The organism is Sphingobium olei, assembly GCF_042678845.1.
Taxonomy (GTDB): Bacteria; Pseudomonadota; Alphaproteobacteria; order Sphingomonadales; family Sphingomonadaceae; genus Sphingobium; species Sphingobium olei.
Window position 1 is genome coordinate 1 of the sequence record NZ_JBHTLS010000072.1, and the last position, 5,333, is coordinate 5,333.

A 5,333-nucleotide genomic window follows, 5' to 3' on the forward strand; every position below is an offset into this window, starting at 1 on the left:
TCGGCCCGCCATTTCGCCGCCTGGCTTGGACTCGTGCCCCGGCAAAACTCGTCAGGTGGCAAGACCCGCCTGGGCAAGATTACCAAGGGCGGCAATCGCTACCTGCGACAATTGCTGGTCGTCGGTGCGACTTCAGTGCTGCGGCATGTCCGGGCGGGCAGCGTCAAAGGCTTTGAATGGGCCAAAGCCTTGCTTGATCGCCGTCCGCCCAAGGTCGTGGCCGTTGCTCTGGCCAACAAGATGGCGCGTATTGCATGGGTGGTGATGACGCGCGGCGTCGAGTATGAAAGAAAGGAATTGGCGATCGCAGCCTGATTGGCAGGCGATGGCAAAACAAGGTTGAGGTGTGAAGACCGACTGAAGGCAAGCCATTCGATCCACCGAGCTTCGGCAAACCTGCTTAGCGTACAGGACTTCGAGTCCGCGTAAACGATGAGGAGGCCAGGGCTGGCGGAATCCTTCAAGGCCAGCAGCCGTATAAAGGCTGCACATAAAGGCCGGACACGCGACTGCACTCGATATGGCATGTCAGAACGTCAGAAAATCGCACCGCAACGCGGGAGCCATCCACACGCGTACGCTAAGCATCCCGACCGTTCCGATGGAGGCGGAGCGGCCTGAACCGCTCGCGGGGCTTGTCCATCTCGCTCCACAGATAGTCGCCAGTGAGGCCGATATGCTCCCAGCCCAATGGCGCGACATGGGCAAGCAGTTCGTCCAGCACCTCGACACCGCTGGCGCGCAAATGCCGGACGGCGCGGTCGAGATAGACGGTGTTCCAGAGCGTGACGGCCGCGGTGAGCAGGGTCAGGCCAGAGGCACGATGGCGCTGGTTCTCGAAGGTGCGGTCGCGCAGTTCGCCGAGGCGGTTGAAGAAGATGGCGCGGGCGAGCGCGTTGCGGGCCTCACCCTTGTTGAGGATGCTGCCGGTGCGACGCCGCTGTTCGGGATCGTCGAACCAGTCGAGCATGAACAGTGTGCGCTCAATCCGCCCGATCTCACGCAGCGCGCGGGCGACGGGGTTTTGACGCGGGAAACCCGCCAGCTTGCGCAGCATGACCGAGGCACTGACGGTGCCGGCGCGGATCGAGGCGGCGAGCCGCAGCGTCTCGTCCCAATCCTCTTCGATCGCGCGCACGTTGACCGGGCCCGCGACAAGTTGGCGCAGCGTCGGCCAAGGATCGAGCGACGACAGGCTATACAGGCGGCGTTCGTTGAGGTCGCGAATACGCGGTGCGAAGCGGAAGCCGAGCAGATGGCACAAGCCGAAGACATGATCGACCGCCCCGGCGGTATCGGTCGCATGTTCGCGGATCACCAGTTCACTCTCATGATCGAGCAGGCCGTCGAGGACATGCGCGGCCTCGCCAGCATTGGCGGCTATGACCTTGGTATGGAACGGCGTGAAGCGGTCGGTGACGTGGGTGTAGAACAGCACGCCGGGTTCGCTGCCGTAGCGGGCGTTGCGATCGGCGCGCGCCTCGCCCTGACCGCCGGCGCGGAAGAACTGCCCGTCCGAGGACGATGTGTCGCCCGGTCCCCAGACCTGGGCGAGCGGATGCGCGGTGTGGCAGTCTACGATCGCCGCCAGCGCCGACAGGTACGTTTCATCGCGCACATGCCATTCCGCAGTCCAGCGCAGGCGTGACAATGTCAGCCCACGCGAGCTTTCCGCCATGCGCCCGAGGCCGAGATTGGTCGCATCGGCGAGGATCGACCCCATCAGCGCGGACTGGTCAGAGGCCGGCTCGCCACTGCGGGCATGAACGAAACGGTCGGCAAAGCCCGACCACGCGGCGACCTCAACCAGCAGGTCCGTAATGCGGACACGCGGCAGCATCGCGTAGAGCCGGGCCTTCAGCGCCTCGGCATCGTCGGACGGAGATCGCCGGATCGGCGAGATCAACAACTGCCCGCGCTCGATCGTTACGTCGACCAGTTCGCCGGCCGCGGCTGCGCGCTCCACCTCGGTCATGCGCTGGGTCAGCATCGCGCGCCGTTCCTCATACCATTGAGAAAAACGGGACGGCACGGCGAGGCGCAGATCGCTATCGGTGCGCATCGTCTCAAAGGCGGGCACCGGCAGCAGGTAATCGTCCAGCGTGCGATAGGCGCGGCTGCCATCTACCCAGATGCTGCCTGATCCGAGCCGTTCGCGCAGGTGGACGATCACCGCGATCTCATAGGCGCGGCGGTCGATTGTCCCTTCGGCCGGCTGCACGACCTTGTGCCAGCGTGGCTTGATGAAGCTGGTCGGCACACGCTTCGGCAGGACCGATCGGCCGTCGCGGTACATCGTTCGCAGCGCCTCGATCGCGCCGAGCAGCGGATCGCCCGATCTCGCGGTCCGGAAGGTGAAGGCGGCGAGGAAGGTCGGGGCGAACCGCCGCACGGCAGGGTAGCGTTCGACCACTTCCTCCAGACCGTCATCGGCCGCACGCGTCAGATCCTCGGCGAAGCGGATGCTGCGTTCGAGCTGATCCCAGCCCACCCGGTCATCGATCGTGCGAAAGGCGTCGCGTCCGCTCGCGCGTGCATCGACCAGCAAGCGGCCGAGCCGGACATGAAAGCGCGCCGTGTCTTTCAGCATCCGTGCCTGCCCGAGCAGCCGGTCGGACCGGGTACGGTCGGCGCGGCGGAACAGCGCCCCCACCATCTTCTCGACCATGACCAAGGCGGCATCGGTCAGCGCCGCCTCCATCTCGATCATGGAGGCGACCAGCATCGCGAGTCGGCGCGGGCGTTCGAGACGCCGGAGGTGTTGCGCAGTGACGATGCCGGCGGTCCGGGCGATGACGGCATAGCGGGCGGCATGGATACGTCGTGCCCGATCGGTTGCGATCCCGATGCCGCGCACCGCGTCGAGCCGTTCGACGATCCCCTTCAGGTTCGACGCCGATGGCGCTTCCGGCCATTCGCGTAGCCATCCCAGACGGGTGCGACCATTGTCATCGGATGCGATCAGGCGTTCGAGTGCCGCTTCCTGATCGGCCGAGCAATCGCGGATCAGTCCGGCATGGGCGGCCTTGCGTGCATGGGCCCGCACGATGAGGGCGAGCCGTTCCAGCGTCGATGCCGCAGGCAGAACAATCCGGTCGAGCCGCAGGCGATTGACCATGCCGGCGACGATCGCCTCGCCCCGATCGGTCGAGGTGGCGATCTCTGATCCCAGTGCCAGCGTCGATCGTACGTCGATCCGGTCAAAGGCGCGCAGACCAAGATACGCTTCGATCTCGGCGCGATGCTCGCGCAGCGTCGTCGCACGGGCAGAATAGTCGGCGAAGTCGTCGATCCGGCAACCGATCTGGTCGGCGAGCAGCGACAGCATGAGGGCGGGCACTGCTTCACTCGGCAGCAGCGCACGCCCCGGATGACGCAGGTAGCAGAGCTGCACGGCATAGCCGAGCCGGTTCGCTCTGCGCCGACGACGCGCTACCTGCGCGAGGTCATCGGGGCCGAGAGTGAAGAGCCGCTCGATCGTCGCGCTGTCAGAAGGCGGATCGAAGATCACAGCGCGCTGCGCAGGCGATAATATTGTTCTGGACGGCATCGGCTTCCTGTTTGTCACGCAACAGGGATGTGGCCCTGTTCATGGAGCATAGACGAGGAGACGGGTTATGTGACATTATGCAGATTGATCGACGGGCAATGCCGCTCCGTCACGCAGACGGACGTATATGTGACGACGCAGATCGGCTATGCACGGGTGTCGAAGGCGGACGGCAGCCAGGTCCACGACCTCCAGCGCGACGCGCTGGTCGCGGTAGGCGTCGATCCCGATCACATCTATGAGGACGCCGCATCGGGACGGCGCGATACGCGCCCCGGCCTCGACGCCTGCCTCAAGGCGCTACGTCGCGGCGACACGCTGGTTGTGTGGAAGCTCGATCGGTTGGGGCGTGACCTGCGCCACCTTGTCAATCTGGTCGGCGAGCTGACGAAGCGGCAGATCGGCCTCAAGGTGCTGGCGGGCGAAGGCGCGTCGATCGACACCACTACCGCCAACGGTCGATTGATCTTCGCGATCTTCGCCGGCCTCGCCGAGTTCGAGCGAGAACTGATCGTCGAGCGTACCCGCGCCGGCCTTGCCTCCGCCCGTGCGCGGGGACGGCACGGCGGACGGCCGTTCAAGATGACGCCCGCCAAGCTGCGCCTTGCCCAGGCTGCGATGGGCAAGCCCGAAACCAAGGTCGCCGAGCTGTGCGCCGAACTCGGCGTTACCCGGCAGACCCTCTACCGACACGTCACCCCCAAGGGCGAGATCAGACCCGATGGCGAGAAGCTGCTGCAACGCAAGGGGCGAACGGGATGAATAATCATAGCATTATGCATCGGATCGCTTTGCTCTGCTGCCTCATCGCATCTGCTGGCTGCAATGGTTCGTCAAAAAACGGGCGACGAAACGGCACAGGCCGGTTCCACCGATCATGCCGAACATCCAAGCGTAATGGGATTGGTGTTCAATTTGAGGCCGGGCGAAGTGGAAACCTACGTCTCCGATTTTCCACGTTTCCTCAGGGTCAGGCCGAACGAGAACTATGATCTGCTGCTGGATGAGAGCATCCTGATCGATCCTTCCAGCATGTCGGTAGCCGTGCCGCGCGGGCGCGGCACGGCGCGCAAGCTCGGCGAGAGGACCGTCTTATGTTCACCGGAATCGACACCCGGACCTGACCGGCTTTTCTATCAATGTGCGACCAAGTTGCCGTTCAGGGGTCGTCAAGTCATTCTGGTGTGGCGCGATCGGCCCCGATTGGCGACCGAGGTGAAGACTGCGGCGGAGGCTGCCAGCACTTTTCTTGCCGCTCGCTTGATCGAGGATCGGCCCGGCGAAGCCAGCTTGAACGGCGTCAAAATGAGGGGCTACAAAGCGTCCGCCGAACCCGATCGCGACCCTCCGCTGCCGGGAACCTGGTCTCCATCGCGCCTTGCGTGTCCGGCTGATCCGTGGACGTTCATCGGCTATGACCCTGTGCGTCTGGAAAGAACCGGAGAAAGCTGCACGGCCAAGGCGGTGGCAAGCGGCATTGATGGTGCGCTGAACTATCGCGCTACCTGCAAAGACAAGACCGGCGAACACGGCGAACTCTGGTCGCTTCGCCAGCGCGGTCCGATCCTCACAATGCAGCGTTCGCGATCGACAAGTTGGGGAGGCGGTCCCGTTTCAAGCCATAGGCTCGAACGATGCGGATGATCTACGCGACACGCTTAGACCCCATGACTGCCCGAGCCTCGGAGGCTCGAATCTGAGATGCTGATGATGGATTTTTCAGCAGCGGAGGCGAGTCATGACGGACGCAGTGAAATACGTTGGTCTGGACGTGCATAAGGAA

At 64.3% G+C, this 5,333-nt stretch carries 4 protein-coding genes; 3 read left to right on the plus strand and 1 reads right to left on the minus strand.

What is annotated here, in order from left to right:
* A partial coding sequence (locus tag ACFQ24_RS04505) for a transposase (RefSeq protein ID WP_380909296.1) occupies positions 1-315 on the plus strand: 315 nt, incomplete at its 5' end.
* A gap of 265 nt (positions 316-580) precedes the next feature.
* Here ACFQ24_RS04505 and ACFQ24_RS04510 read toward each other — a convergent pair.
* The gene (locus ACFQ24_RS04510) at positions 581-3,550 is read right to left on the minus strand and encodes a Tn3 family transposase (protein WP_060978499.1); all 2,970 of its coding nucleotides are present in this window, start codon (positions 3,548-3,550) and stop codon (positions 581-583) included.
* Between the two features lie 129 nt (positions 3,551-3,679).
* On the opposite strand from ACFQ24_RS04510, the gene ACFQ24_RS04515 reads away from it, so the two are divergent.
* Both ACFQ24_RS04515 and ACFQ24_RS04520 read left to right on the plus strand, forming a co-directional pair.
* A complete protein-coding gene (locus ACFQ24_RS04515; RefSeq protein ID WP_076605505.1) occupies positions 3,680-4,312 on the plus strand; it encodes a recombinase family protein in 633 nt (210 codons plus the stop codon).
* Between the two features lie 63 nt (positions 4,313-4,375).
* Positions 4,376-5,194 carry a hypothetical protein gene (locus ACFQ24_RS04520; protein ID WP_129927691.1) on the plus strand — a complete coding sequence of 273 codons (819 nt, stop codon included), beginning with the start codon at positions 4,376-4,378 and terminating at the stop codon, positions 5,192-5,194.
* Positions 5,195-5,333: the final 139 nt, after the last annotated feature.